Origin of the sequence: Oceanibaculum indicum P24, from assembly GCF_000299935.1 — a bacterium.
Classification (GTDB): domain Bacteria; phylum Pseudomonadota; class Alphaproteobacteria; order Oceanibaculales; family Oceanibaculaceae; genus Oceanibaculum; species Oceanibaculum indicum.
In genome coordinates, this window is sequence record NZ_AMRL01000006.1 from 57,334 (window position 1) to 81,529 (window position 24,196).

Here is a 24,196-nt window from a genome sequence, read left to right on the forward strand (position 1 = left end):
CGCCCCGCCCGACCGGTTATGTACGCATCACAAGCTGAACCGTTCCCCGAGATAGACCCGGCGAACGTCGGCATCGTCCACGATCTCGGACGGCACACCCTCCATCAGCACACGCCCGTCATGCAGGATGTAGGCGCGGTCCACGATCTCCAGCGTCTCGCGCACATTATGGTCGGTGATCAGCACGCCGATCCCCCGGTCCTTCAGGTGCGAGACAAGGTCGCGGATATCGCCCACGGCGATGGGGTCGATGCCGGCCAGCGGCTCGTCCAGAAGGATGAAGCTGGGGCGCGAGGCGAGCGCGCGGGCGATCTCGACACGGCGGCGCTCGCCGCCGGACAGCGCCATGGACGGCGTGCGGCGCAGATGGGTGATGGAGAATTCCGCCAGCAGCTCGTCCAGCTGTTCCTCGCGCCGCGCCGGGTCGGCCTCGACCACCTCCAGCACCGCGCGAATGTTCTGCTCCACGGTCAGGCCGCGGAAGATCGAAGCCTCCTGCGGCAGGTAGCCGATACCGAGGCGCGCGCGCCGGTACATCGGCAGGTCGGTGATGTCCTCCCCGTCCAGGGCGATGGTGCCGTAGTCGGGCGCGATCAGCCCGGTGATGATGTAGAAGCAGGTGGTCTTGCCGGCGCCGTTCGGGCCCAGCAGCCCGACCGCCTCGCCGCGCTGCACGGAGACGCTGACGCCGCGCAGAACCGGCCGCTTCTTGTACTGCTTGCCGAGATTGACAGCGGACAGCCCCCGGTTGTCGGCGACCAGGCGCGGGCCTGCGCCGGTGCCGGTGGCCTCGCTCTCGGCGGCGGATCGGGGACCGTGCTGGTTCATCGCCATCCTTTCTTGCCCTTACTCTGGGGAGGGGCCTATTGCGTCCTGCGGCCGGGCAGCGAACTGCCCTCCTGCGGCACGAAGATACCTTTTACCCGGCCATCCCCGCCTGTGCCAGCCAGCAGCCTGCTGACGCCGGTGCGCAGATTCACCTCGGCGCGCTGGCCATTCAGCTGGTTCTTGCCCTGGGTGATCTTCACATCTCCAGACAGGACTGCCGTCTCATTGGCCACAGTATAGACGGCTTGCCGGCTGCGTGCGATTTCGTTCGGCGTGGTGATGACGACATTGCCATCGGCATCGACACGGGAAAGCTGCTGCTTGCCGGCCTTGTCCTCGGTGAAGCGCGCGGTCAGCGTATCGGCCCGGATTGTCCGGTCGCCGCGCTTGGCGACGGCATCGCCCACCGCGACGGCCCTCTTTTCCTGCTGGAAATAGTCGATGCGCTCGCGCGCCGTTACCGTGTCCTCGGCCGATACCAGCCGCAGATCCTGTCCGGTCAGGCGCATCCGCTGGCTGTCGATGTCATAGACCGCGCGGTCGCCATAGGCGGTTTCCGTCGGCGAGGCAATGCGCACATTGCCGTCGGCCTCCAGTTGGAAGATCTGGGTGCTGCCATCCGCCGCCTCGCGGTAGCTCGCGATCAGCCGGTCGGCGCGCACCGTCACCTCGCCCTGCGTCGCCCTTGCATTGCCACGCGCGATGTACTGGCGCGCATCGCGCAGCCATTCGATGCCGTTATCGGCCTCCACCGTCACCGGGGCGTTGCCGCCGCCAAGGGTGGACAGTGCCTGCGCGCCGGCCGGCGTGGCGGCGGGCAGGGCGGCAAGGCAGAGCAGCGCGGTGATGAGGGCGGCGGGCAGGACGGCGGGCAGGAGGGCGGACAGGAAGGACGGAAGGGAAAGCCTGGCGGATCTCGGCATTGTCGGGGTCATCCTCCCGCCGCGGGATACATGACGAGGCGCGACTTGCCGGTGAACAGGATGCGCGCGCCACGGTCGAGAATCTGGAAGCCTTCGGCCTCGATGTCGCCGCCGGGACCCTGCCCGGTGACTGTTTGCTCGCCGGCAGCCGTGCCGGCCTTCAGATCGATCAGGGCCGATTCCGAACGGAACTCGTAGCCCGAATCGTGGAAGATGTTCACCGCCCCCTTCAGGTCAATGGATTGCCGGTCGCGGTGATAGAGGCCGTCGCTGGCGGTCAGTGCGACCCATGAGCCATCCTGCAGCGCGATATCGGCCTTGGGATGATCCAGTGTCACTAGGTTGGAATTGCCGCTGGATTGCGTGGCGACGTCGGCGGTGACGTTGAAAGGCTGGTTGCGGTCGTCGGTACCGACATAGCGCGGGTTCACCATGCGCAGGGTTTCGGCATCGCGCTGATCGATGCGTACCGCGTTCAGCCGGAAGCGGCCATCGTCGGAGATCAGTTCCGGCCAGGCGATCACGAGCCCGACCAGGACCACCGCGATCGACGGCAGCAGCACCTTCATCAAGAAGACCATGCGGCTGTAGCCGGCGAGCGGCAGACGGCGCGCGCGCCTGCTCTTGGGCGGCATCGGGGCCGGCCAGTCGGCGTTTGCGTCCTGCGGAATGTGCGTCTGGCTGCTCACTGTCTCCCCTGGGGGATTTCCCCCGGTCTTCTTAATGCCGGTCTTCTTGCGCCCGTCTATCTTATGCCTGCGGTATCGGCGTGGCGCTCTGGCATCATGTTTGCAGGGCGCCGCCCGCGGATTATGGGCGGCAGACTCCTGACGGTCAACGAAACCGCGGATGTCCCTGTCAGATATGTCGGCTCAGATATGTGGACTCCGGCCCCCGAGGCCAAGAGTTATGCCAGGCGCAAGGCGCTAATGCGCGAAGATATCCTCTTCCGCCCAGCCGCCGAGATCGAGTGCGGCACGGGTCGGCAGGAAGCGGAAGCAGGCCTCCGCGATTTCCGTGCGCCCCTCGCGCGCCAGGCGCTCGTCCAGCACTGCCTTCAGCTTGTGCAGATGCAGGACGTCGGAGGCGGCATAGGCCAGCTGCTCCTGGGTCAGCTCATCAGCACCCCAGTCGGAGGATTGCTGCTGCTTCGACAGATCGACGCCCAGCAGCTCGCGGCACAGATCCTTCAGCCCGTGGCGGTCGGTATAGGTGCGCACCAGCTTGGAGGCAATCTTCGTGCAGTAGAGCGGTGCTGTCTCGACGCCCAGATAATGCCGGAACACGGCAATGTCGAAGCGGGCATAATGAAACAGCTTGGTGACCTTGCGGTCGGTCAGCAGCCGCTTCAGGTTCGGCGCGTCGTACTGGCCGGGCGCGAACTGCACCAGATGGCTCTCGCCATCGCCGGCCGAAAGCTGCACGAGGCACAGCCGGTCGCGGCCGGGGCGCAGGCCCATGGTCTCGCTGTCGAGGGCAACGCAGGTGCCGAGGTCGAGGCCGTCGGGCAGGTCGCCTTTATGAAGATGGATTGTCAACAGTACCTCCGGTCTCTGTCCGGCTGGCGCCGGTATGATGACCGCCGGCCTGTTTATGCCAGCTGCTCTTGCGACATGGTGCAAGAGATGGTGCCCAGGAGAAGACTCGAACTTCCACGACCTTTCGGCCACAGGTACCTGAAACCTGCGCGTCTACCAATTCCGCCACCTGGGCACGGCTTGGAGCGCCGTAAAATCGAGAAGAGACGGGCTTCTGTCAACACGATTCTTCATGGTTTTGAAAAATCTTTCGCGCCCCGTGCCCGCTTCCCGTGCCCGCCCCGGAAAAGAGCCGCTAAATAGATGCGCCGGGTCGATTTACCTGCCATGACCGGTGTAGTATGAGAGGCGCGCAGGCAATGTCGCGGGTGCACCCGCCAGGCTGAGGATTGGGCAATGAGCGATAAGGTGGTGACGGTTTTCGGCGGTTCGGGCTTTATCGGCCGCTATGTCGTCCAGCGGCTGGCCAAGACCGGCGTGCGCGTCAATGTCGCGGTGCGCCATGTCGAGCGCGCGAAATTCCTGAAGCCAATGGGCAATGTCGGCCAGATCACGCCGATCAGCTGCGACATCACCGACGCGGAGTCGGTTGCGCGCGCCGTGCAGGGCGCCGATGCGGTCGTCAATCTGGTCGGCATCCTGTATCCCTCGGGTCACGGTCACGGTTTCGATGCGGTGCATCACCAGGCGGCCCGGACCATTGCCGAGGCCGCGAAGGCGGCAGATGCCAGGGCGCTGGTGCAGATCTCTGCGATTGGTGCCGATGCCGAGTCCGACTCCGCCTATGCGCGTTCCAAGGCGGCGGGTGAGGCAGCTGTCCGTGAGGTTTTCCCGGAAGCCACGATCCTGCGCCCCAGCATCGTGTTCGGGCCGGAGGATGGCTTCTTCAACCGTTTCGCCGCGATGGCGCGGCTGTCGCCGGCCCTGCCGCTGATCGGCGGCGGCCATACGCTGTTCCAGCCGGTCTATGTCGGCGATGTCGCCGATGCGGTGCTGCGTGTCCTGTCCGATCCGAAGGCTCAGGGCAAGATTTATGAGCTGGGCGGTCCGAAGACCTACAGCTTCAAGGCGCTGATGGAGCTGATGCTGGCCACCATCGGCCGCAGCCGCCTGCTGGTGCCGGTGCCGTTCGGCATTGCGGAGCTGCAGGCCAGCGTCCTGCAGCTGCTGCCGGTGCCGCCGCTGACCCGCGATCAGGTGACGCTGCTGAAGCGCGACAATGTGGTTTCCGAAGGCGCGCTGACCCTGGCCGATCTCGGTATCGAGCCGACCACGGTCGAAGTCATCCTGCCGGCCTATATGGAGCGCTTCCGGCGGGGCGGGCATTACAGCCGCTACGCAGCGTAAGCCTCAGAGATAGATCAGCGCCAGCAGGGCCGCACCCAGCAGCATCCGGTAGATCACGAAGGGCGTGAAGCTCGCCCGGCGCAGCCAGCGCATCATCAGGGCAATCGCGATCAGCGCCGAGATGAAGGCGAGGCCGGCGCCGATCAGCGCATCCTCGGTCAGCCGCACATCGCCTGCCTCGACAAGGTCGAGCGCGCCCAGCAGCCCGGCGCCGGCGATCACCGGAATCGACATCAGCATGGAAAAACGCGCCGTGTCGGCGCGCTCATAGCCCAGGAAGCGGGCCGCCGTCATGGTGATGCCCGACCGGCTGGTGCCGGGGATGAAGGCCAGCACTTGCGCGAGGCCCAGCAGCAGGGCGGTGCCGATGTTCATGTGTTCGATGCGGCGGACCGTCATGCCGATCTTGTCCGCGACATAGAGCAGCACGCCGAAGCCGATGGTCGCCCAGGCAATGATCGCCACGCTGCGCAGCGCGTCGCCGGCATATTTGTGCAGCAGATAGCCAGCCAGGATGGCGGGGATGGTGGCGATCACCAGATGCACGATCATCCGCTGCCCCGGCGAGCGCTTGCCGCGCAGCGCCAGCATCAGGCCGCGCAGCATCTCCCAGACATCGCGCCAGAAATAGATCAGCACCGCCAGCAGCGTGCCGACATGCACCGCCACATCGAGCAACGGGCCCTGATCCTGCCAGCCGGTGACATAGGGCACCAGAATCAGATGCGCGGAGGAGCTGATCGGCAGGAATTCGGTAATGCCCTGCACCAGGGCGAGAACTATCAGATGAAGCAGCGGCAAGACAGCACCATGCAGGCGAGGAGAGGAGGCGCGGCCAGCCTGCCGCGGCCCTCAAGCGGCTGTCTGTATAGCATTTTGCGAAGGCGCCCCCCATCGTCAAAATAGGTCACTTGTGCGACCTATTTACAAATGACCTTCGCCGGATCAGAATCCGCTCTGATCGGGAAAGAATGAAATTCCTGTTACATAGGTAACAATTCGGCCCTAATCCTGATTTTTTACTCGCCATATGCGGGTTTCATGCGTATAGCAGTCCTCCGGACGGCCTCCGCGAGCAGGCCGGCGGAGGTGCGCGCGCCCTTCCGGCCCCAAAACGGACCGGAAGATGTGCAACGGGGGCAGCGCGCGCCGGAAATGAAGCAATAGGGAGCCAGCCCGATGGCAAGCAAGATGCTGAAGTTCGTCACCGTGCCGCAGAACATGCCCGAAAAGCGGGGTGTCGAGACGCGCCGGCAGGATTTCCAGGAAATCTATTCCCGCTTCGAGCCGAAACATGCCGCCGAGCAGGCCGCGCGCTGCTCGCAGTGCGGCGTGCCCTTCTGCCAGGTCCACTGCCCCTTGCAGAACAACATCCCCGACTGGCTGATGCTGACCGCCGAAGGGCGCCTTGAGGAGGCCTATGAGGTTTCCTCGGCGACCAACAACATGCCGGAAATCTGCGGCCGCATCTGCCCGCAGGACCGGCTGTGCGAGGGCAATTGCGTCATCGAGAAGGGCTTCGAGTCGGTCACCATCGGCTCGGTCGAGAAGTACATCACCGACACCGCCTGGGAGAAGGGCTGGGTGAAGGTACCGAAGCCGCGCCGCGAGCTGGAGCAGTCGGTCGGCATCATCGGCGCCGGCCCGGCGGGCATGGCGGCGGCGGAGCAGCTGCGCAAGAAGGGCTACCAGGTACATATCTACGACCGCTATGACCGTGGCGGCGGGTTGATGATCTACGGCATTCCCGGCTTCAAGCTGGAAAAGGAAGTGGTCGAGCGCCGCACCAAGCTGCTGCAGGATGCCGGCATCATCTATCACTTCAACTGCGATATTGGCCGCGACGTCACGATGGACGAGCTGCGCGAGCGCCATGACGCGGTGCTGATTGCCACCGGCGTCTATAAGGCGCGCGACATCAAGCTGCCGGGCGTGGGGCTGGGCAACATCGTGCCGGCGCTGGATTATCTGGTCGCCTCCAACCGCAAGGGGCTGGGCGACGAGGTGCCGGCCTATGACGATGGCTCTCTGAATGCGGCTGGCAAGAATGTCGTGGTGATCGGCGGCGGCGACACCGCGATGGACTGCGTGCGCACCGCCATCCGCCAGGGGGCCACGTCGGTGAAGTGCCTCTATCGCCGCGACAAGGCGAATATGCCGGGCAGCCAGCGTGAGGTGCATCACGCCGAGGAAGAGGGTGTGGAGTTCGTCTGGCTGTCGGCGCCTGAGGCCTTCATCGGCGACGACACTGTCACCGGCGTGCGCGCCATCCGCATGCATCTGGGCGTGCCGGATGCCACCGGCCGGCAGACGCCGCAGCCGATCGAAGGTTCGTCGGAGACTCATCCGGCCGACCTCGTCATCAAGGCGCTGGGCTTCGACCCGGAAGACCTGCCGGCCTTGTTCGGCGAGCCGGGGCTGGAAGTGACGCGCTGGGGCACGGTGAAGGTCAATCACCGCACCATGATGAGCAAGCTGGACGGCGTGTTCGCTGCCGGCGACATCGTGCGCGGGGCCTCGCTGGTGGTGTGGGCGGTGCGCGATGGCCGGGATGTGGCGGAAAGCATCCACCGCTATGTCCAGGCCAAGGCCGGTGCGGAAACCGAGAAGAGCGCGGGCGGCAAGTCGCTCGCCATGGCATCCTGAGGGAGGGCCGGATAATGGGTATCGAGAAGATCACGCAGGACAGCGGGCAGCAGTTCGTTTCCGAATATCGCCGCAACGCCGAAATCCTGGCCGAGACCGGCCTGTATGATCCGGCTGACGAGCATGATGCCTGCGGCGTCGGGTTCGTCGCCTCGCTGGATGCGACCGCCCGCCGCGACGTGGTCGAGGCCGGCATCAACGCGCTGAAGGCGGTGTGGCACCGTGGTGCTGTCGATGCCGATGGCAAGACCGGCGACGGCGCCGGCATCCACATCGAGATTCCGCAGGATTTCTTCCGCGAAGTCGTCGAGCGTCTGGGCTTCAGGACCGACAGCACGCGCATGGCGGTCGGCCAGGTGTTCCTGCCGCGTACCAGCTTCGACCAGCAGGAGACCTGCCGCTCCATCGTCGAGACCGAGATCCTGAATTTCGGCTATACCATCTATGGCTGGCGCCAGGTGCCGATCAGCATCGAGGTGATCGGCGACAAGGCGAACGCGACCCGCCCGGAGATCGAGCAGATCATGATCTGCAACTCCAAGGGCGTGCCGGAGACGACTTTCGAGCGTGACCTCTACATCATCCGCCGGCGCATCGAGAAGCGGGTGCTGGACGCGCACATCACCGAATTCTACATCTGCTCGCTGTCCTGCCGCTCGATCATCTACAAGGGCATGTTCCTGGCGGAGCAGCTGACGATCTTCTATCCCGACCTGCTGGACGAGCGCTTCGTCTCGCGCTTCGCGATCTATCACCAGCGCTATTCCACCAACACCTTCCCGACCTGGCGCCTGGCCCAGCCGTTCCGCGTGTTGGCGCATAATGGCGAGATCAACACGGTGAAGGGCAACATCAACTGGATGATGTCGCATGAGACGCGCATGGCCGCGCCGGCCTTCGGCGACCATGGCGAGGATCTGAAGCCGGTCATCCAGTCCGGTAGTTCCGACTCGGCAGCACTCGACGCGGTGTTCGAGCTGCTGTGCCAGGGCGGCCGCGAGCTGCCGATGGTGAAGACCATGATGATGCCGGAAGCCTGGGGCGAACATACCGACCTGCCGCAGGCGGTGAAGGACATGTACGCCTACTGCAACTCGGTCATGGAGCCGTGGGACGGCCCTGCGGCGATTGCCGCCTGCTTTGGCGACTGGGTGATCGGCGGCATGGACCGCAACGGCCTGCGCCCGATGCGCTACACCGTCACTGGCGACAAGCTGCTGATCGCCGGCTCCGAGACAGGCATGGTGAAGGTCGATGAAAGCCGCGTCCTGGAGAAGGGCCGGCTCGATCCCGGCGAGATGATCGGCGTCGATCTGGCCACCGGCCGGGTGTTCCATGACGGGCCGCTGAAGGATCATCTGGCCGGCAAGCGCCCGTTCGGCGACTGGATTGCCGGCTCGGTGAAGCTGGACAAGCTGATCCGCGGCGACCAGAGCGAGCCGGCCTACCTGTCGCGCGAGGAGCTGCGCCGCCGCGAGGTGGCCTATGGCTGGTCGCTGGAGGATTTGGAACTGATCCTGCAGCCGATGGTCGAGGACGCGAAGGAGGCTGTCGGCTCGATGGGCGACGACACGCCGGTCGCCGTGCTGTCGCAGACCTATCGCGGGCTGCACCATTTCTTCCGGCAGAATTTCAGCCAGGTCACCAACCCGCCGATCGATTCTTTGCGCGAACGCCGGGTGATGACGCTGAAGACCCGCCTGGGCAATCTTGGCAACATCCTCGACGAGGACCCGACGCAGTGCCAGCACCTGCTGCTGGAAAGCCCGGTGCTGTCCAGCGCCGAGTTCGAGGCGATGCGCGCCTACATGGGCGACATGGCGGTCGATATCGACTGCACCTTCGATGCCGGTGAGGATGGTGAGGAAGCGCTGCGCCAGGCCATCACTCGCATCCGCCGTGAGGCGGAGGAGGCGGTGCGCGGCGGCTGCGCCCATGTGATCCTGTCCGACGAGGCGATGAACGAGGATCGTGCGGCGATCCCGATGATCCTAGCCGTCGGTGCCGTGCACAGCCATCTGGTGCGGCAGAATCTGCGCACCTTCACCTCGCTGAATGTCCGCTCCGGCGAATGCCTGGACGTGCATTACGTCGCGGTGCTGATCGGCGTCGGCGCCACCACGGTGAACGCCTATCTGGCGCAGGAGGCCATTGCCGGCCGCCATGCCCGCGGCCTGTTCCCGGGCATGAGCCTTGAGGAATGCGTGCGGCGCTACAAGAAGGCGCTGGACGAGGGCCTGCTGAAGATCATGTCCAAGATGGGCATCTCGGTGCTGTCCAGCTATCGCGGCGGCTATCATTTCGAGGCCATCGGCCTGTCGCGCGCGCTGGTCGCCGAATTCTTCCCCGGCATGCCCAGCCGCATTTCCGGCATCGGCCTGCCCGGCATCCAGCGTCAGGTGCTGGCACAGCACGGGCGCGGTTATGCCGAGGACTTCACCGCCCTGCCGGTCGGCGGTTTCTACCGCTTCCGCCAGCGCGGCGAGACGCATGCCTTCGAGGGCTCGCTGATCCATATGCTGCAGCACGCCTGCGACAATGACAGCTACTCGACCTACCGGAAGTATGCCGAGACGGTGCGGCAGATGCCGGCGGTCAGCCTGCGCGACCTGCTGGATTTCCGCCCGCAGAAGGAGGCGATCCCGGTCGAGGAAGTCGATTCCATCACCGAAATCCGCAAGCGACTGGTTGCCCCCGGCATCTCGCTGGGCGCGCTCTCGCCGGAGGCGCACGAGACCCTGTCCATTGCCATGAACCGGATCGGCGCCAAGTCCGATTCCGGCGAGGGCGGCGAGGACCCGGCACGCTACAAGCCACGGCCGAACGGCGACAATCCCAGTTCCGCGATCAAGCAGATCGCTTCTGGCCGCTTTGGTGTGACGGCGGAGTACCTCAACAATTGCCGCGAGATCGAGATCAAGATGGCGCAGGGCGCAAAGCCCGGCGAGGGCGGCCAGCTGCCCGGCATGAAGGTCACCGGCCTGATCGCCCGGCTGCGCCACTCCACGCCCGGCGTGACGCTGATCAGCCCGCCGCCGCATCACGACATCTACTCGATCGAGGATCTGGCGCAGCTGATCTACGACCTGAAGCAGATCAACCCCGAGGCCAAGGTGTGCGTGAAGCTGGTGGCGCGCAGCGGCATCGGCACCATCGCCGCCGGCGTGGCCAAGGCGAAGGCTGACACGATCCTGATCTCGGGCCATTCCGGCGGCACTGGCGCCAGCCCGCAGACCTCCATCAAATATGCCGGCATCCCCTGGGAGATGGGGCTGTCGGAGGTGCACCAGGTGCTGACGCTGAATCGGCTGCGCCACCGCGTGACGCTGCGCGTCGATGGCGGCATCAAGACCGGTCGCGACGTGGTCATCGCTGCGATGCTGGGGGCGGAGGAATTCGGCCTCGGCACCGCCTCGCTGGTGGCGATGGGCTGCCTGATGGTGCGGCAGTGCCACTCCAACACCTGTCCGGTCGGCATCTGCTCGCAGGATGAGGAGCTGCGCGCCAAGTTCGAGGGCACGCCGGAGAAGGTGGTGAACCTGTTCAGCTTCGTCGCCGAGGAAGTGCGCGAAATCCTCGCCTCGCTGGGTGTGAACACGCTGAACGACATCGTTGGCCGGTCCGACTTGCTGGCCCAGGTCAATCGCGGCTCGTCCGACGTGGACGCGCTGGACCTGAACGCCATCCTGGCGCAGGCCGACCCCGGCGATTATCCGCGCTACTGCACGCTGGAAGGCCGCAACGAGGTGCCCGACACGCTGGACGCCAAGATGCTGGCCGATGCCAAGCCGTTCCTGAAGGACGGCGAGAAGATGCAGCTGACCTACAACATCTCGAACACGATGCGTGCCATCGGCACGCGGCTGTCCAGCCACATTGTGCGCAAATACGGGATGACGGGGCTGCAGCCCGGCCACCTGACGGTCCGCCTGCGCGGTTCGGCCGGCCAGTCGCTGGGCGCCTTCGCCGTGCAGGGCATCAAGATGGAAGTGTTCGGCGACGCCAACGACTATGTCGGCAAGGGGCTGTCGGGCGGCGCCATCGTGGTGCGGCCGATGACCTCCAGCCCGCTGGTGACCAACGAGAACACGATTATCGGCAACACCGTGCTGTACGGGGCGACGGCGGGCACGCTGTTCGCCGCCGGCCAGGCGGGCGAGCGCTTTGCCGTGCGCAATTCCGGCGCCGAGGCGGTGGTCGAGGGCTGCGGCTCGAACGGCTGTGAGTACATGACCGGCGGCACCGTCGCCATCCTGGGGCCGGTAGGCGACAATTTCGCCGCCGGCATGACCGGGGGCATGGCCTTCATCCATGACAGCGACGGTTCCTTCGAGCGCCGGGTGAATCCGGAGACGGTCATCTGGCAGCGTCTGGAGTCGCCCTACTGGACGGAGGTGCTGCAGTCGCTGATCCGCCGCCATGCGGAGGAGACACATTCCGCTTTCGCGCAGCGCCTGCTGATCGACTGGAAGCTGGAAGCCGGCACCTTCTGGCAGGTCGTGCCGAAGGAGATGTTGAACAAGCTGCCGCAGCCGCTCTCGGCCGAGCCGGCGGAACTGCGGGCCTGATGCTCCGGCTGTACGACTATCTCGATTCCGGCAACGGCTATAAGGTCCGGCTTTTGCTGGCCAAGCTGGGGCTGGCCTATGAGCTGGTCGAGCTGGACATTCTGAAGGGGGCGAGCCGTACGAAGGACTTCCTGGCGAAGAACCCGAACGGCCGCATCCCCGCGCTGGAACTGGAGGATGGTACGGTTATCGCCGAGTCGAACGCCATCCTCTTTTACCTTGCGGAGGGAACGCGCTTCTGGCCGGAAGACCGGCTGGCGCGCGCCCAGGTGCTGCACTGGATGTTCTTCGAGCAGTACAGCCACGAGCCCTATCTCGCCGTGCTGCGCTTCTGGTACCGGCACGGGCCGATGGACGCGGCCCGCCGGCAGCAGGAGCCGGACAAGCGGGAACGCGGCGAGGCGGCGCTGGAAGTGATGGAACGGCACCTGCTCAGCCGCTCCTACTTCGTCGGCAATTCCATGACCATCGCCGACATCGCGCTCTACGCCTATACCCACGCGGCGGAGGATGGCGGTTTCACCTTGTCGCGCTATCCCGCCATCGGGCTCTGGCTCGACCGTATCGCCAGCGATCACGGCCATGTGCCGATGCTGCCGGAGGGCTATGTGCCGGAACGGCTGGGCTGAAGTCTAGCGTTCGGCCAGCGTCCGGCCGGTGGGGCGGGCATCGGCGATTTCCCGGATCAGCTTCTTCAGCAGCGCGCGGTTCAGGTCGGCGCGGCTTTCCGCCACTTCCACGAAGGCGCCGAAGCCGCCGATCACGTCGCGCCGGTAATGCTCGTCCAGCGGCATGCCGCCGGGACCGCGCAGCATGCCGTCCTTGTTGTTGATCGCCAGCGCGTTGATGGTGATGTCCTCGTCGATGGCCTCGTTACGGATTCGCTCCAGCGGCATGCCGCCGATCTGCGGCCCGTCGCCCGAGACATCGATCACCTTGCGCGGCGCCTTCAGCCCGCTTTCGCGCATCAGCGTCGCGGAATAGGCGATGGCGTTGGAGATCGAGTTATAGCCGAAGGCCTTGCGCGGGGCGGCCAGGATGGCGGCGGCGAATCCATCGGCGCTGGCCTGATCCCGGATCACCGTCCATTCCACGATGATGTGTTGGGAGGTTGGTGCGCCCCATTCGATGAGGGCGACGGCAATCGCGCCGCCATAGCCGGACTGGATCGCCTGCACGACGCGCGGATCGCTGATTGCGGCGGCATAGCCCTCGCGCTGCAGCTTGAACTCGTCCTCATCAATGGAGCCGGAGCCGTCGGCGGCCAGCACCAGCAGCAGATCCAGATTATCAGCGCGCGCTGGTGTCGATGCTGGCGGGGCGGCGAGGAGGCAGATAAGGGCCAGCAGGGCGAGGAAGGTCCGTCGGGCAAAGCGGATCATGCGGCATCTCCCCCTCTGCATGTCCCGAAGAATGATGGCGTGCATATTAGCAGATGGCGCGGGGCCGGGGCGGGTCAAGAGGCTCACTGGCGTTACCTTGCGTGGTGATTGGCGTTTATCCACTCCGACCGTCATTCCCGGGCTTGTCCCGGGAACCCAGGGTTCAGCCCACTCGACCGACGATCCAGTAAGCGGAAGCCTGGACCCCCCGCAATAAATGCGGGGGTGACGGACGGTAAGGCGCGGTCTCTCTGCATCGGACCTGCGAAAGGAGGTCGAGCACCATGCTTTGACCTTGCGCTTTGGGAGGCCTATATCCGGCGGTAAGAAACCGGGGCCAGGCAAAACGGGAGAGGCGCGATATGGTGGTGGTACTGTTCGAGGTGTATCTCGACCCGGCGAAGGGCGACCGCTATTTCGAGATTGCCGCCAGCCTGCGCCGCGAGCTGGATCAGGTGGACGGTTTCATCTCGGTGGAACGCTTCAAGAGCCTGGTCACCGAGAACAAGTATCTGTCGCTGTCCACCTGGCGCGATGAGCAGGCGGTCGAGGCGTGGTATAAGGTGGCCAATCACAAGAAGGCACAGCAGGAAGGGATCGAGCTGCTGTTCACCGATTACCGCATCCGTGTCGCCGGCGTGTTCCGCGACTATGACATGGCCGCCGGCCGGCCCCGCGTGACGATGCCGTAAGGAGCCCTTGATGAGGATTGTCGCCGCCGCCCTTCTTACGCTTGCGCTGTCCGCCGGCATGGCGGTCGCACAGCAGCGCGAGCCGAGGCCGCCGGTGTACGATACCGGCAGCAATGTGCTGCTGCGCTCCACAGCACCCTACTGGCAGGTCGGGCGGCTGTCGGAAATGCATTCCACCCTGTGCGCCGCCGGGAGGTTCAACCAGGTCCGCAAGCATGCGCGGGTGCTGGAATTCATCGGCCGCAACGGCAATACCGTTTTGGGGGTGGCCAAGGGGACAGGCTGGAACCTGTACGACCCCGAGGGCCGCGCCGAGCGGGAGGCGGATTATTTCTTCCGCAATGACGGCACGACCAGCTGCGAGGTCTATTACTATAAGCCGGACCCGAACCGCCCGAGACAGAACGATCCCCTGCAACGATAGGCTGTCTCAGCCGGCGCGGATACCGTAGGGCGCGGCCCAGGCAAGCCCCGCCGCCGTGCCCTCCGGGCAGCGATATTCGAAGCCGATCCAGCCGCCATAGCCAAGTGCGTCGATTTCCGCCAGCAGCCAGGGGTAATTCACCTCGCCCTGGTCCGGCGACACCCGCGCCGGCGGCCCGGCGATCTGGATATGGCCGACGAGGTCGAGCACGCCTTCCAGCCGGCGCAGCACATCGCCCTGCTGCACCTGCGTGTGGTAGCAGTCGAATTGCAGGCGCACGGCCGCATGGCCGATGGCCGCCACGATCTCCGCCCCCTGTTCGGCGCGGTTCAGGAAATAGCCCGGCTGGTCGCGCCCGTTCAGCGGTTCGATCAGCAGCGTGATGCCGCGCTTCTCCGCCTCCGGCGCGGCGCGCTTCAGATTGGCGATCAGCGTGTCGCGCGCCGGTGCGCTGTCGGGGTCGATGCGGCCGGACAGCACATGGATTCGCCCCGCCCCGATGGCGGCGGCATAATCCAGCGCCTGCGCGATCTCCGCCTCGAACACCGCCTCATTGCCGGGGAGGGCGGCATGGCCCATCGTGCCTTTCTCCGGGTCGGTCGGGCTGTTGATCAGAACCGCCTCCACGCCTGCCGATGCCAGCGCTGCCTTCACTTCGGCGGCGGGCGTGGCGTAGGGGCGCAGCATCTCCACCCCCCTGAAGCCGGCCTTCGCCGCCGCCGCGATGCGGGAAGGCAGGCCGTCCTGCTCCAGGAACAGATAATCGAGATTGGCGTCGAAACGGGGCATGGCTCTCCTCATCGCAGGGGCGGGTCAGCATAGGCGGGCTGCTCCAGGGCTTCCAGCCCGCCATTGCCGGGCGCTTCCTCCCTCCGCTAAGCTGCCAGCCGAAAAGCAGAAATGCCGCAAGGGAGTTACCCATGTCCGCGCCCGTCTGGCCCGTTACCGGCATCGACCATATCCTGATCGCGGTGCGCGATCTGAAGCAGGCCCGCACGACCTATGAGGGGCTGGGCTTCCGGCCGACGCCGATGGGGCGGCATACCAAGCTGGGTTCGGTCAATCACTGCCTGATGCTGGAAAACGACTATCTGGAGCTGCTCGCCATCGACCCGGAGAGCAGCGTGCCGAACCGCTGGGCCGGGCTGCTGGAAGTCCGGCAGGGTGTCGGCGCGGTGGCACTGCGCAGCACGGATTCGAAGGGGGCGGCGGTGGCGCTGCGGGCCGCCGGGCTGAACCCCGGCGATGTCAGCGAATTCTCCCGCCCCGTCGAGCGGCCGGACGGGGTGAAGGATGCCTCCTTCACGGTGCTGCATATCGACCATGCCGCCACGCCGGGCCTGCGCGAATTCCTGTGTCAGCACCATACGCCGGAACTGGTCTGGCTGCCGGAATATCAGGGGCATCCGAATGGCGCGAAGGCGATCTCCGAGGTGATCGTGGTCGCCCCCGACCCCTCCGCCGTCGTCGCCGCGCAGGAGCGCATGTTCAACACCCGCGCCATGGGCAACAGCCCGCATGCCCGCGTGATCGAGACCGGCACCGCGACCATGATGGTGATGACGCCGGATGCCTTCCTGAAGCGCTTCCCGAAGGCCTCGCTGGTGAAGCCGGCACTGCCCTATGTTGCCGGCTTCTCGCTCAGGCTGCGTGACACGATGGCCAGCGCCGGCTGGTTTCGCAAGCAGGGTATCGGCTTCGAGCGCAGCGCCGATGGCCGCGCCTATCTGCCGCCGGAACGCGCCTGCGGCGTGACGCTGCAATTCGAAATGCCGGCCTGAGGGTAGGGGATATGGCGCTGGAACTGGGGATCGACCGCCGGCCCGTACTGCCGCCCTCGCTGTGGGCGAAAACCGCCGTACCCGCGCCGGATACAACGGTCCTGCAGGGCGATGTGCGCGCCGATGTCTGCATCATCGGCGGCGGCTATACCGGCCTGTCCACCGCGGTGCATCTGAAAGAGCGCGACCCGTCGCTGTCCATTGTCGTGCTGGAGGCGGCGGAACCGGGCTGGGGGGCGTCCGGCCGCAATAACGGGCAGGTCATCCCGGCGATGACCCGGCCCGACCCGACCGACATGCTGCGTGAATACGGGCCGGATCGCGGGGCGCTCTACGCTGCGATGATCCGCGATTCGGCATCGCTCACCTTCGACATGATCCGCCGCCACGGCATCGCGTGCGAGGCGGTGCAGAATGGCTGGGTGCAGCCGGCGCACACGCCGGGCCGCATGAAGATCAGCGAGAAGCGCTTCCGCGAGTGGGAGGCGCTGGGCGCGCCGGTCGCGCTGTATGACCGCGACGCCATCGGGAAGCTGGTCGGCAGCCCGCATTATGAAGGCGGCTGGGGCAATACGACCGGCGGCCATATCAACCCGCTGGGCTATGCGCGCGGGCTGGCGCGCGCCGCGCTTGCGGCAGGCGTTGCGGTGCACCGGATGAGCCCGGCGACCGGGCTGGAACGCCATCACGACGGCTGGCGCGTGACCACGCCGGGCGGGATCGTGACGGCAGGGTCGGTGGTGCTGGCGACGGCGGGCTACAGCCGCGACCTCTGGCCGCCGCTGGTGCGCTCCTTCGTGCCGTTCCGTAATTATCAGGCGGCAACCATCCCCATCGGCGAGAATCAGCGCGCCGGCATCGTGCCCGGCAACCAGGCGGTGTCCGACACGCGCGGCGACCTCTATTTCTTCCGCTTCGATGCGTTGGGGCGTCTGGTTACCGGCGGCAATTTGATCCTGCCCTTCTCCAGCACGGAGCGGCTGGAACGCATGCTGCCGGAACGGCTCGCCTGGCTGTTCCCGCAGCTGGCGGGCATCCGGATGGAGCATGTCTGGCACGGCCATTTTGCGGTGACAATGGACCGCTATCCGCGCCTGTTCGAGCTGGGGCCGGGTCTCTATTCCTTCATCGGCTGCAACGGGCGCGGCGTGGCGCTCTCCACCGCCATGGGCGGGGTGCTGGCCGGGCTGGTGCTGGGCGACGACCGTGCCAGCCTGCCGCTGCCGGTGACAGCGCCGCAGCCCATCGCCTTCCACGCCGTGGCCCGCCGGGTCGCCCAGTCGGCGCTCGCCTGGTACCGCTGGAAGGACCGACGGGAGGTTTAACGGGGGAGGTTTACCTCTTCCCTTCCGTTGATGGCGAAGAATTTGCGATTGCCCAAGGTGCCGCTTCTTTCCGACGTCATTCCCGGCCTTGTGCCGGGCATCCAGGGTTCAGCCCACTCGACAGATATCCAGCAAACGGAGGTCTGGACCCCCGCAACAAGTGCGGGGGTGACGGGTGGAGTGAAGGGGAATAGGCCCAGCTCTACTTGCCAACTCTTCTTGAATGCTTGCTCAGCAAGAGGAAATCAGCGCGACCGCCTGACCGCATGCGCGGTCCATAGCGCGGCGGTGAACAGCAGGAAGGCGCCGCCCTGATGCGCGGCCCCCAGCGACACCGGCACATGCGCCAGCAGCGTCATGATGCCCAGCAGATACTGCCCAACCACCGCCAGCGCCAGCAGGTTGGCCGGCAGCCGCACGGCAGGATCGGCATGGCGGCGCAGCTTCCACCACAGCGCCAGCGCGGCCAGCAGCGTCAGCGTCGCCACCAGCCGGTGGTTGAACTGGATCGCCGCCGTATTCTCCAGCAGGTTCATCCAGTAGGGCGTCAGCACGCCATAGGCTTCCGGCACCAGATGCCCGTCCATAAGCGGGAAGCTATTGTAGGCGCGGCCCGCATCGGTGCCGGCGACGAAGGCCCCGGTCACCACGACGAACAGGATCCATAGGGCCAGCGCCAGCGACCAGCCGGCGAGGGGCACGGCGGTTGCGGAGTGTGTTTCCGCGCCGATCCGTCCGCGGATCAGGTCCAGCGCGGTCCACAGCACCACGCCATGCAGGATGAAGGCGACGGTCAGATGCACCGCCAGCCGGTAGTGGCTGACATCCGGCTGGTCCACCAGCCCGCTCTTCACCATCCACCAGCCGATGCCGCCCTGTACCGCGCCGAGGGCGAACATCAGCAGCAGCGCCGGCAGCAGCGGGCGCTCGATGCGGCCCTTCACCAGGAACCAGAGGAAGGGGATGAGGAACAGCAATCCCAGCCCGCGTCCCCACAGCCGGTGGATATATTCCCACCAGAAGATCGTCTGGAAGTCGGACAGGGTCATCCAGAAGTTCTTGTGCTGGAACTCCGGCGTCTCGCGGTACAGGTCGAACAGCCGCTGCCAGGCGGCCTCGCTCATCGGCGGCACGGCGTCCAGGAAGGCGCGCCATTCCACCATCGACAGGCCGGATTCGGTCAGCCGCGTGATGCCGCCGATCACCACCATGACGAAGATGGCGGCCGAACAGACCAGCAGCCAGCGGCCAATCTGGCGGCGATGCGCGGTGCGGTCAGGCGCGAAAGCGGTGTCGGCGGCGGCGGTCATCGGGCGCGGCATCCCTGGCTGGACGATAGGGCTCTGGTCGGGACGGAATGTGTCGCGCCCGGCGCTTCCCGTCAAACCCCTGCGACCATTGGCCCCCTCGACCTTTGGGTGGGGCCTCAGGAGGCCAGCTTCACCGCCCCGTCCTCGATGGCCAGCGGCACGCGGGTCAGGCTCTCGCCCTGGCACGGTCCGGCGACGCATTCGCCATCCTCGATCTTGAACAGCGCGCCATGGGTCGCGCAGATGATGAACTGGCCGCTATCGTCGATGAAATCGTCGGGCATCATTTCCAGCGGTGTGAACAGATGCGGGCAGACATTCACATAGCCGAAGACCGCGCCGCCCTGGCGGACGAGCAGGATATCCCGCCCGTCCTCCAGCGTCAGGCCCTTGGAATCGCCGTCCGGAATATCCGTCAGCTGGCAGAGAAGATCGCTCACAGGCTGGTCTCCCCCATCTCCAGCAGGACATTCCAGTGTTCGTCGCTGACCGGCTGCACCGACAGGCGCGACTGGCGCACCAGCGCGATGTCGGTGAGGCGCGGATCTTCCTTGATGGCCTTCAGCGGCACCGGCTTCACCAGCTTCTTCACCGGCGCCACATCGACCATGCCGAACTTGCCGGCGGGGTCGCTGGGGTCCGGATAATATTCCTTCACGATCTTTGCGATGCCGACGATCTCCACCCCCTCGTTGGAATGGTAGAAGAAGGCGAGGTCGCCGACCTTCATCGCCTTCAGATTGTTGGCGGCCTGGTAGTTGCGCACCCCGTCCCAATGAGTGCGCCCGTCCTTCACCAGCTGGTCCCAGGAATATTTGAAGGGCTCCGATTTCATCAGCCAGTGCGCCATCGGCTTACTCCGCGAGGGCGGCGTTGAAGAACACCTTGCGCCAGGGCTTGATCTCGACATGCGCGAACAGCCCGGCCAGCGCATAGGGGTCGTTGGCGGCGAAGGCACGGGCTGCCTCGATGTCCGGCATCTCGACGATCAGGTGGCTGCCGGTCGGCTCTTCGCCATTGGCGCCGCCGCCCAGCACCGGGCCGCCGACCAGGATCTTGTCGGCCCGCTCCTTCAGATACTCCAGATGGGTCGGGCGGGTGGCCATGCGCAGCTCGACGCTGTTCGGCTTGTCCTGGCACACGATGGAAAACAGCATGGGGTATCTCCTCCGGGAAAGATAAATCGGGCGAGAGGCTAGCCGGTCAAGACCGCGCTGCCAATGGCGCGCTTTGGGCCGTCTTGACCGGCCGCGCTGTGGCACGCGGCTGCTTCGATATCGCATCCGGGTCCAGCGGCCAGCGCGGGCGCGGCGCGAAGTCGAGCCCATCGGTCAGGCCGAGGCGCAGCCGCTCGATGCCGGCCCAGGCGATCATCGCCGCATTGTCGGTGCACAGGCGCGGCGGCGGGGCCACAAAGCTGTAGCCATGATCGGCGCACAGGCCGGTCAGCGCTGCGCGGATGGTCTGGTTGGAGGCAACGCCGCCGGCCACCACCAGCGTGCGTACCTCGGGATGGCTGTCGGCCAGCGCCGTCATCGCGTTGCGGCAGCGGTTCACCAGGCTGGCGGCGGCGGCGGCCTGGAAGCTGGCGGCGAGGTCGGCCTGTTCCTGCACCGGCAGCGGGCGCGGCAGCGCCTCGGCGATATGGCGCACGGCAGTCTTCAGGCCGGAGAAGGAGAAGTCGCAGCCCGGCCGCCCCAGCATCGGGCGCGGCAAATCGTGGCATGTGGCGTCGCCCTGCAGTGCCGCCTTTTCCAGCGACGGGCCGCCTGGGTAAGGCAGGCCCAGCATCTTCGCGGTCTTGTCGAAAGCCTCGCCCACAGCGTCATCAATGGTAGAGCCCAGCAGCGCATAGCGCCCGACGCCCTCCACCAGCAGCAGCTGGCAATGGCCGCCGGACACCAGCAGCAGCAGGTAGGGAAAGGCGACATCGTCGGTCAGCCGGGCCGTCAGCGCGTGGCCTTCCAGATGGTTCACCGCCAGGAAGGGCAGGTCATGCACGGCGGCGATGGATTTCGCCGTCATCACCCCGACGATGACGCCGCCGATCAGCCCCGGTCCGCCGGTCGCGGCGATGCCGGACAGGTCGGCGAAGCCCAGGTGGGCTTCCTCCATCGCCTGGCTGACCAGCCGGTCGATATGGTCGAGGTGGGCGCGCGCGGCGATTTCCGGCACCACGCCGCCATAGGGCCGGTGCTCGTCGAGCTGCGACAGCACGACATTGGACAGAATTTGCCGATCCTCCGTCACGATGGCGGCGGCGGTCTCATCGCAGCTTGTCTCGATACCCAGAACGATCATGGCGCGCACCATAGCGGAGGCGGCGGTGGCCTCCAACGGACTTTCCTTCCGCCAGCGAACCGTCTATCTGTGGATTTGCCATGAAGAAAAAAAGCCTCGTCCGAATCGGCACCCGCGGCAGCCAGCTCGCCCTGGCCCAGGCCAGCGAGGTGAAAGCCCGTCTCGCCGCCGCCCATGAGGCGTTGCGCGATCCCGATGCGGTGGAGATCGTCGTCATCAGCACCACCGGCGACCGGGTGCAGGACCGTCCGCTGGCGGAGATCGGCGGCAAGGGTCTGTTCACCAAGGAGATCGAGGAGGGGTTGTTGGACGGCAGCATCGATATCGCCGTGCACTCCATGAAGGATGTGCCGACGGTGCTGCCGGATGGCCTTGTCATCGACTGCATTCTGGAGCGCGAGGATGCGCGCGATGCCTTCCTGTCCGGTAAGGCGTCGGGCATCGACGATCTGCCGGCGGGCAGCGTCATCGGCACCTCCTCGCTGCGCCGCCAGGCGCTGATTCTCAGCCGCCGGCCCGACCTGAAGGTGGTCAGTTTCCGGGGCAATGTCGGCACCCGCCTGCGCAAGCTGGAAAATGGCGATGTCGATGCCACGCTGCTGGCGATGGCCGGGCTGAACCGGCTGGCGATCCAGCAGACGGGCACCACGCCGATCCCGGCCGATGTCATGCTGCCTGCCGTTGCACAAGGCGCCATCGGCATCGAGCGGCGGCAGTCGGACGACCGGATCGCCGGTCTGCTTGCGCCGCTGAACCACAGCGAGTCCGCTATCCGGGTGACGGCGGAGCGCGCCATGCTGGCGGAGCTGGATGGTTCCTGCCGCACACCGATCGCCGCCCATGCGGTGCTGGCCGGCGGCAGCCTGTCGCTGAAGGGGCTTGTCGTGCTGCCGGACGGCACGCAGCGCCATGATGCAGCGCTCGACGGGGCGCCGGGCGATGCCGCGGCCCTTGGCCGCGAGGTCGGGCTGCAGCTGCGGCGCGAGGCCGGGCCGGAATTCTTCCGGCTGCTGGGGCAGGGCTGATGCGGGTCCTGCTGACCCGGCCCGAGCCAGAGTCAGCGGCGCTTGCGGAGCGCCTGAAACAGGACGGAATCGACAGCGTCACCGCCCCGCTGCTGGAGATCGTGCCGCGCGATCCCGGCCCCCTGCCGGTGCCGATTGAGGATGTGCAGGCGCTGCTCGTCACCTCCGCCAATGCGGCAGCGCGGCTGCCATCGGTGACGGGCCGCCGCGATCTCCGCGTTCTGTGTGTCGGCGAGGCTACCGCAGAGGCGGTGCGGGTGCAGGGCTTCGCTGCCGTGGATAGCGCCGATGGCGCCATTGAGGAGCTGACCGCGCTGGCGCTCGGCACGCTCGATCCCAAGGCCGGGCCGGTGCTGCATCTCGCGGGCGAGACGGTGGCCGGCGACCTGGCCGGCATGTTGCGGCTGGCGGGCTTCGAGGCGCACCGGCTGGTGGTCTATGAGGCAAGGCCGGCGGAGGCGCTGGCGCCGCGCGCACTGGCCGAGTTGAAGCGCGGGCGGCTGGATGCCGTCCTGTTTTTCTCTCCCCGCACGGCGGAGACCTTTGTTAGGCTGGTTAACGCGGCGGGGCTGGCGGAGAAGCTTGGCGATGTCGTGGCGGTCGCGATCAGCGACAAGGCGGCGGATGCCTGCCGCACCCTGCCCTGGCGCGATATCATCGTCGCAGCTTCGCCCGATTTGCCGGGCATGTTGGCGGCCCTGGCCCAGATGGAAAAGGCCACCAAGATAGAAAAAGCCCAGGCGAAACCGGTGGATGGTTCGATGAGCGAACAGGATAAAAACCAGAAGGACAAGGCAGCACCGAAGCCGGAGTCCGCGAAAGCCGACGCCGCGAAGCCGGCTGAGCCGAAAGCCTCACCCGCCGGTGCGGCAGGGGCCAAGCCGGAGGAGAAGAAGCCTGACCCGCAGAAGCCGGGCAGCCCTTCCGCTGCCGCTTCTTCTCCTGCCACCAAGCCGCGCCGCAGCCGGGCGAAGCTCTATGCCTATGGCGTGCTGACGATCGCTATGCTGGGTGTCGTCGCCTTCGGCACGCTGCCGCTGTGGCGGCCCGCCGTGCAGCCCTATCTCTCGCAGATCGGCATCATCCTGCCGGATCTGACGCCGGCCACGGCGGAGGATGGCCGTCTTGCCAGTCTGGCGGACCGGGTCGCGACGCTGGAGAACGCCCCGCGCCCGGATGCTGGCGCGGCACCGGACGCGCTGAATGCGCTGCGCCAGGCGCTGGAAGCCCGGATCACGCAGGTCGAGGACCGGCAGAACGCCCTGTCGGAGGAAATCCGGCTGGTGCGGGAGATGCTGGCTGGCGAGGGGAACGGCAATGCCGTGGCCTTGCCGTCGCAGCCCTCCCCGGAGATCATCGAACGGCTGACGAAGCTGGAGGCCGAGGCGCGGGCGCTAACTGACGCACAGGCCGGGCTGGATGTCGAGGCGCTGCGCGGGCGTGTCAGTGCCCTGGAAACCCGGCAGGCCGAGATGCCGCGCACCGATCCGCAGGAGGTCAGCCGCCTGCGCGAGGATCTGGGGGCGCTGAAACAGTCACTGTCGGAGATCCAGGCCGGGGCCGGCCAACGCGAGGCGCTGGTGCTGGCGGCAGCACAGCTTGCCGGGCCGCTGCAGCAGGGGCTGCCCTACGAGATCGAGCTGGCGGCGTTGCAGCGTACCGCCGATGCCGACCCGCTGGTGGCGGAGATTGCGGCACAGCTGAAGCCGCGTGCGGGCGGAGGCGTGCCGACGCTGGCAACGCTGCGTCAGCGCTTTCCCGACGTGGCGGGGGCAGCCGTGCGCGCCGCGCGTGTCGGCGAGAGCGACAGCGTGGTCGGCCAGACGCTGAACCGCATCGCCGGCCTCGTCTCGCTGCGCCGGATCGGCTCGGTCGAGGGCGAGACGCCGGAGGCGCGCATTGCCCGGGCCGAGGCGGCGGTGAGTGCCGGCGATCTGGCGGCGGCGGTTACGGAACTGGATGGCTTGCCGGCTGACGCGGCGGCGGCGGTGGCGGACTGGCGCGCCGATGCCGAGGCGCGGCTGGCGGCGGACAGGGCGTTGACGCGCTTGCGCGATCATCTGCTGGCCGGGCTGGCGCAGCCCGCGGCGAAGCCGTGAGTAGCCG

At 66.6% G+C, this 24,196-nt stretch carries 22 protein-coding genes and 1 tRNA gene; 10 read left to right on the top strand and 13 right to left on the bottom strand.

Annotation, left to right across the window (positions count from 1 at the left end):
* Positions 1-27 precede the first annotated feature (27 nt).
* From lptB to P24_RS06800, 5 genes are all read right to left on the bottom strand, one after another.
* On the bottom strand, positions 28-828 hold the full coding sequence (gene lptB, locus P24_RS06780; protein ID WP_040706887.1) for an LPS export ABC transporter ATP-binding protein: 801 nt from the start codon (positions 826-828) through the stop codon (positions 28-30).
* Positions 829-863: 35 nt separating this feature from the next.
* Positions 864-1,751: an LptA/OstA family protein gene (locus tag P24_RS06785; RefSeq protein ID WP_008943957.1), complete on the bottom strand. Its 888-nt coding sequence runs from the start codon at positions 1,749-1,751 to the stop codon at positions 864-866.
* A gap of 8 nt (positions 1,752-1,759) precedes the next feature.
* Positions 1,760-2,440 carry an LPS export ABC transporter periplasmic protein LptC gene (gene lptC, locus P24_RS06790; protein ID WP_008943958.1) on the bottom strand — a complete coding sequence of 227 codons (681 nt, stop codon included), beginning with the start codon at positions 2,438-2,440 and terminating at the stop codon, positions 1,760-1,762.
* A 237-nt stretch (positions 2,441-2,677) separates the two neighbouring features.
* Positions 2,678-3,289, bottom strand: coding sequence for a ribonuclease D (locus P24_RS06795; RefSeq protein ID WP_008943959.1), 612 nt, complete (start codon positions 3,287-3,289; stop codon positions 2,678-2,680).
* 88 nt (positions 3,290-3,377) lie between these two features.
* Positions 3,378-3,464 (bottom strand) — tRNA-Leu (locus tag P24_RS06800).
* A 221-nt stretch (positions 3,465-3,685) separates the two neighbouring features.
* On the opposite strand from P24_RS06800, the gene P24_RS06805 reads away from it, so the two are divergent.
* Positions 3,686-4,636, top strand: coding sequence for a complex I NDUFA9 subunit family protein (locus P24_RS06805; protein WP_008943960.1), 951 nt, complete (start codon positions 3,686-3,688; stop codon positions 4,634-4,636).
* Between the two features lie 3 nt (positions 4,637-4,639).
* On the opposite strand, the gene P24_RS06810 is transcribed toward P24_RS06805, so the two are convergent.
* Positions 4,640-5,437 carry an undecaprenyl-diphosphate phosphatase gene (locus tag P24_RS06810; RefSeq protein WP_008943961.1) on the bottom strand — a complete coding sequence of 266 codons (798 nt, stop codon included), beginning with the start codon at positions 5,435-5,437 and terminating at the stop codon, positions 4,640-4,642.
* Positions 5,438-5,815: 378 nt separating this feature from the next.
* Here P24_RS06810 and P24_RS06815 point away from each other — a divergent pair, with 378 nt between their 5' ends.
* The 3 genes from P24_RS06815 to P24_RS06825 are packed head-to-tail and all read left to right on the top strand — an operon-like array spanning position 5,816 to position 12,479.
* The gene (locus tag P24_RS06815) at positions 5,816-7,282 is read left to right on the top strand and encodes an NAD(P)-dependent oxidoreductase (protein WP_008943962.1); all 1,467 of its coding nucleotides are present in this window, start codon (positions 5,816-5,818) and stop codon (positions 7,280-7,282) included.
* 14 nt (positions 7,283-7,296) lie between these two features.
* A complete protein-coding gene (gene gltB / locus P24_RS06820) occupies positions 7,297-11,850 on the top strand; it encodes a glutamate synthase large subunit (protein WP_008943963.1) in 4,554 nt (1,517 codons plus the stop codon).
* The gene (locus tag P24_RS06825; protein ID WP_008943964.1) at positions 11,850-12,479 is read left to right on the top strand and encodes a glutathione S-transferase family protein; all 630 of its coding nucleotides are present in this window, start codon (positions 11,850-11,852) and stop codon (positions 12,477-12,479) included. The genes gltB and P24_RS06825 overlap by 1 nt, the downstream gene beginning before the upstream one ends.
* A 3-nt stretch (positions 12,480-12,482) precedes the next feature.
* Here P24_RS06825 and P24_RS06830 read toward each other — a convergent pair whose 3' ends face one another.
* Positions 12,483-13,232, bottom strand: coding sequence for a DUF1194 domain-containing protein (locus tag P24_RS06830; protein ID WP_008943965.1), 750 nt, complete (start codon positions 13,230-13,232; stop codon positions 12,483-12,485).
* Positions 13,233-13,594: 362 nt separating this feature from the next.
* On the opposite strand from P24_RS06830, the gene P24_RS06835 reads away from it, so the two are divergent.
* Positions 13,595-13,924 (top strand): antibiotic biosynthesis monooxygenase family protein, encoded by a 330-nt coding sequence (locus tag P24_RS06835; protein WP_008943966.1) that lies wholly within the window; start codon positions 13,595-13,597, stop codon positions 13,922-13,924.
* Positions 13,925-13,934: 10 nt separating this feature from the next.
* A complete protein-coding gene (locus P24_RS19125) occupies positions 13,935-14,348 on the top strand; it encodes a hypothetical protein (protein WP_008943967.1) in 414 nt (137 codons plus the stop codon).
* 6 nt (positions 14,349-14,354) lie between these two features.
* Here the strand turns inward: P24_RS19125 and P24_RS06845 are convergent, their stop codons facing one another.
* Positions 14,355-15,137, bottom strand: a complete 783-nt coding sequence (locus P24_RS06845; RefSeq protein ID WP_008943968.1) for a hydroxypyruvate isomerase family protein — start codon at positions 15,135-15,137, stop codon at positions 14,355-14,357.
* 131 nt (positions 15,138-15,268) lie between these two features.
* Here P24_RS06845 and P24_RS06850 point away from each other — a divergent pair, with 131 nt between their 5' ends.
* The gene (locus tag P24_RS06850) at positions 15,269-16,129 is read left to right on the top strand and encodes a VOC family protein (protein ID WP_008943969.1); all 861 of its coding nucleotides are present in this window, start codon (positions 15,269-15,271) and stop codon (positions 16,127-16,129) included.
* 11 nt (positions 16,130-16,140) lie between these two features.
* Positions 16,141-17,454: an NAD(P)/FAD-dependent oxidoreductase gene (locus tag P24_RS06855; RefSeq protein ID WP_008943970.1), complete on the top strand. Its 1,314-nt coding sequence runs from the start codon at positions 16,141-16,143 to the stop codon at positions 17,452-17,454.
* Between the two features lie 245 nt (positions 17,455-17,699).
* Here P24_RS06855 and P24_RS06860 read toward each other — a convergent pair whose 3' ends face one another.
* The 5 genes from P24_RS06860 to tsaD form a co-directional block, all read right to left on the bottom strand.
* On the bottom strand, positions 17,700-18,764 hold the full coding sequence (locus tag P24_RS06860; protein WP_008943971.1) for a COX15/CtaA family protein: 1,065 nt from the start codon (positions 18,762-18,764) through the stop codon (positions 17,700-17,702).
* Positions 18,765-18,880: 116 nt separating this feature from the next.
* The gene (locus P24_RS06865; RefSeq protein WP_008943972.1) at positions 18,881-19,204 is read right to left on the bottom strand and encodes a Rieske (2Fe-2S) protein; all 324 of its coding nucleotides are present in this window, start codon (positions 19,202-19,204) and stop codon (positions 18,881-18,883) included.
* Positions 19,201-19,614, bottom strand: a complete 414-nt coding sequence (locus P24_RS06870) for an EVE domain-containing protein (protein WP_008943973.1) — start codon at positions 19,612-19,614, stop codon at positions 19,201-19,203. Before P24_RS06870 ends, P24_RS06865 begins: the two co-directional genes overlap by 4 nt.
* A gap of 4 nt (positions 19,615-19,618) precedes the next feature.
* Entirely contained in the window at positions 19,619-19,921 is a 303-nt protein-coding gene (locus P24_RS06875) for a YciI family protein (protein ID WP_008943974.1), read from the bottom strand.
* A gap of 46 nt (positions 19,922-19,967) precedes the next feature.
* Positions 19,968-21,065, bottom strand: coding sequence for a tRNA (adenosine(37)-N6)-threonylcarbamoyltransferase complex transferase subunit TsaD (gene tsaD / locus P24_RS06880; RefSeq protein WP_051013102.1), 1,098 nt, complete (start codon positions 21,063-21,065; stop codon positions 19,968-19,970).
* Positions 21,066-21,145: 80 nt separating this feature from the next.
* Here tsaD and hemC point away from each other — a divergent pair, with 80 nt between their 5' ends.
* Together hemC and P24_RS19130 are read left to right on the top strand one after the other, a co-directional pair.
* Positions 21,146-22,090, top strand: coding sequence for a hydroxymethylbilane synthase (gene hemC / locus P24_RS06885; RefSeq protein ID WP_008943976.1), 945 nt, complete (start codon positions 21,146-21,148; stop codon positions 22,088-22,090).
* Positions 22,090-24,189: a uroporphyrinogen-III synthase gene (locus P24_RS19130; RefSeq protein ID WP_008943977.1), complete on the top strand. Its 2,100-nt coding sequence runs from the start codon at positions 22,090-22,092 to the stop codon at positions 24,187-24,189. Before hemC ends, P24_RS19130 begins: the two co-directional genes overlap by 1 nt.
* Positions 24,190-24,196: the final 7 nt, after the last annotated feature.

Excerpts from the sequence above, each read along its gene's own strand:
- P24_RS06785 (WP_008943957.1), bottom strand. The coding sequence starts at position 1,751 with ATGCCGAGATCCGCCAGGCTTTCCCTTCCGTCCTTCCTGTCCGCCCTC.
- P24_RS06815 (WP_008943962.1), top strand. The coding sequence starts at position 5,816 with ATGGCAAGCAAGATGCTGAAGTTCGTCACCGTGCCGCAGAACATGCCC.
- P24_RS06805 (WP_008943960.1), top strand. The coding sequence starts at position 3,686 with ATGAGCGATAAGGTGGTGACGGTTTTCGGCGGTTCGGGCTTTATCGGC.
- P24_RS06875 (WP_008943974.1), bottom strand. The coding sequence starts at position 19,921 with ATGCTGTTTTCCATCGTGTGCCAGGACAAGCCGAACAGCGTCGAGCTG.
- lptB (WP_040706887.1), bottom strand. The coding sequence starts at position 828 with ATGAACCAGCACGGTCCCCGATCCGCCGCCGAGAGCGAGGCCACCGGC.
- P24_RS06825 (WP_008943964.1), top strand. The coding sequence starts at position 11,850 with ATGCTCCGGCTGTACGACTATCTCGATTCCGGCAACGGCTATAAGGTC.
- gltB (WP_008943963.1), top strand. The coding sequence starts at position 7,297 with ATGGGTATCGAGAAGATCACGCAGGACAGCGGGCAGCAGTTCGTTTCC.
- P24_RS06835 (WP_008943966.1), top strand. The coding sequence starts at position 13,595 with ATGGTGGTGGTACTGTTCGAGGTGTATCTCGACCCGGCGAAGGGCGAC.
- P24_RS19125 (WP_008943967.1), top strand. The coding sequence starts at position 13,935 with ATGAGGATTGTCGCCGCCGCCCTTCTTACGCTTGCGCTGTCCGCCGGC.
- hemC (WP_008943976.1), top strand. The coding sequence starts at position 21,146 with ATGAAGAAAAAAAGCCTCGTCCGAATCGGCACCCGCGGCAGCCAGCTC.
- P24_RS19130 (WP_008943977.1), top strand. The coding sequence starts at position 22,090 with ATGCGGGTCCTGCTGACCCGGCCCGAGCCAGAGTCAGCGGCGCTTGCG.
- P24_RS06870 (WP_008943973.1), bottom strand. The coding sequence starts at position 19,614 with ATGGCGCACTGGCTGATGAAATCGGAGCCCTTCAAATATTCCTGGGAC.
- P24_RS06860 (WP_008943971.1), bottom strand. The coding sequence starts at position 18,764 with ATGACCGCCGCCGCCGACACCGCTTTCGCGCCTGACCGCACCGCGCAT.
- P24_RS06850 (WP_008943969.1), top strand. The coding sequence starts at position 15,269 with ATGTCCGCGCCCGTCTGGCCCGTTACCGGCATCGACCATATCCTGATC.
- tsaD (WP_051013102.1), bottom strand. The coding sequence starts at position 21,065 with ATGATCGTTCTGGGTATCGAGACAAGCTGCGATGAGACCGCCGCCGCC.
- P24_RS06845 (WP_008943968.1), bottom strand. The coding sequence starts at position 15,137 with ATGCCCCGTTTCGACGCCAATCTCGATTATCTGTTCCTGGAGCAGGAC.
- P24_RS06830 (WP_008943965.1), bottom strand. The coding sequence starts at position 13,232 with ATGATCCGCTTTGCCCGACGGACCTTCCTCGCCCTGCTGGCCCTTATC.
- P24_RS06855 (WP_008943970.1), top strand. The coding sequence starts at position 16,141 with ATGGCGCTGGAACTGGGGATCGACCGCCGGCCCGTACTGCCGCCCTCG.